The sequence below is a fragment of the Clostridium saudiense genome (assembly GCF_000577815.1).
Taxonomy (GTDB): Bacteria; Bacillota; Clostridia; order Clostridiales; family Clostridiaceae; genus Clostridium; species Clostridium saudiense.
Window position 1 is genome coordinate 1 of the sequence record NZ_CBYM010000086.1, and the last position, 1,186, is coordinate 1,186.

Sequence of the window (1,186 nt, forward strand, 5' to 3'; positions counted from 1 at the left end):
ATTATAGAAGTAACAACTCCTGAACCTACAGTTCTTCCACCTTCTCTGATAGCGAATCTTAAACCTTCATCCATAGCTACTTGAGTGATTAACTCAACGTTCATATCGATGTGGTCTCCAGGCATAACCATTTCCATTCCTTCTGGTAATTTGATTGATCCTGTAACGTCTGTTGTTCTGAAGTAGAATTGTGGTCTGTATCCATCGAAGAATGGAGTATGTCTACCACCTTCATCTTTCTTAAGTACGTATACTTGACCTACGAACTTGCTGTGTGGGTTAACTGATCCAACTTTTGCTAAAACTTGACCTCTTTCGATGTCTGTTCTTTGAACACCTCTTAATAATGCTCCGATGTTATCTCCAGCTTGTGCTTCATCTAATAACTTTCTGAACATTTCGATTCCTGTAACAACAGTCTTTCTTCTTTCTTCAGTTAATCCGATTACTTCTACTTCGTCACCTACGTGAAGTATTCCTCTTTCAACTCTTCCTGTTGCAACTGTTCCTCTACCAGTGATTGTAAATACGTCTTCTACTGGCATTAAGAATGGCTTATCTGTTGCTCTTTCTGGTGTTGGGATGTAGCTATCTACTGCATCCATTAATTCCATGATGCAAGCTGTTGCTTCTGGATCTGTTGGGTTTTCTAATGCTCTTAAAGCTGATCCCTTGATTACTGGAATGTCATCTCCTGGGAAGTTGTATTCAGATAATAATTCTCTAACTTCCATTTCAACTAATTCTAATAATTCTTCATCATCAACCATATCTGCTTTGTTTAAGAATACTACGATATAGTCAACACCTACTCTTGATGCAAGTAAGATGTGCTCTCTTGTTTGAGGCATTGGACCATCTGCAGCTGAACAAACTAAGATTGCTCCGTCCATTTGTGCAGCACCAGTGATCATGTTCTTAACATAGTCAGCGTGTCCTGGACAGTCAACGTGAGCGTAGTGTCTGTTTTCTGTTTCGTACTCAACGTGTGCAGTGTTGATTGTGATTCCTCTTTCTTTTTCTTCTGGAGCTCTATCGATATCAGCATAGTTGAACGCTTCTGCGAATCCTCTGTTTGCTAATACTGTTGTGATAGCAGCTGTTAATGTAGTCTTACCGTGGTCTACGTGACCGATTGTTCCGATATTTACGTGTGGTTTACTTCTTTCGAACTTTTGCTTTGCCA

General features: G+C 39.8%; 1 protein-coding gene. It reads right to left on the reverse strand.

Annotated features, from left to right (window positions below):
* A partial coding sequence (tuf, locus tag TY07_RS17005) for an elongation factor Tu (RefSeq protein WP_074431773.1) occupies positions 1 to 1,186 on the reverse strand: 1,186 nt, incomplete at both ends.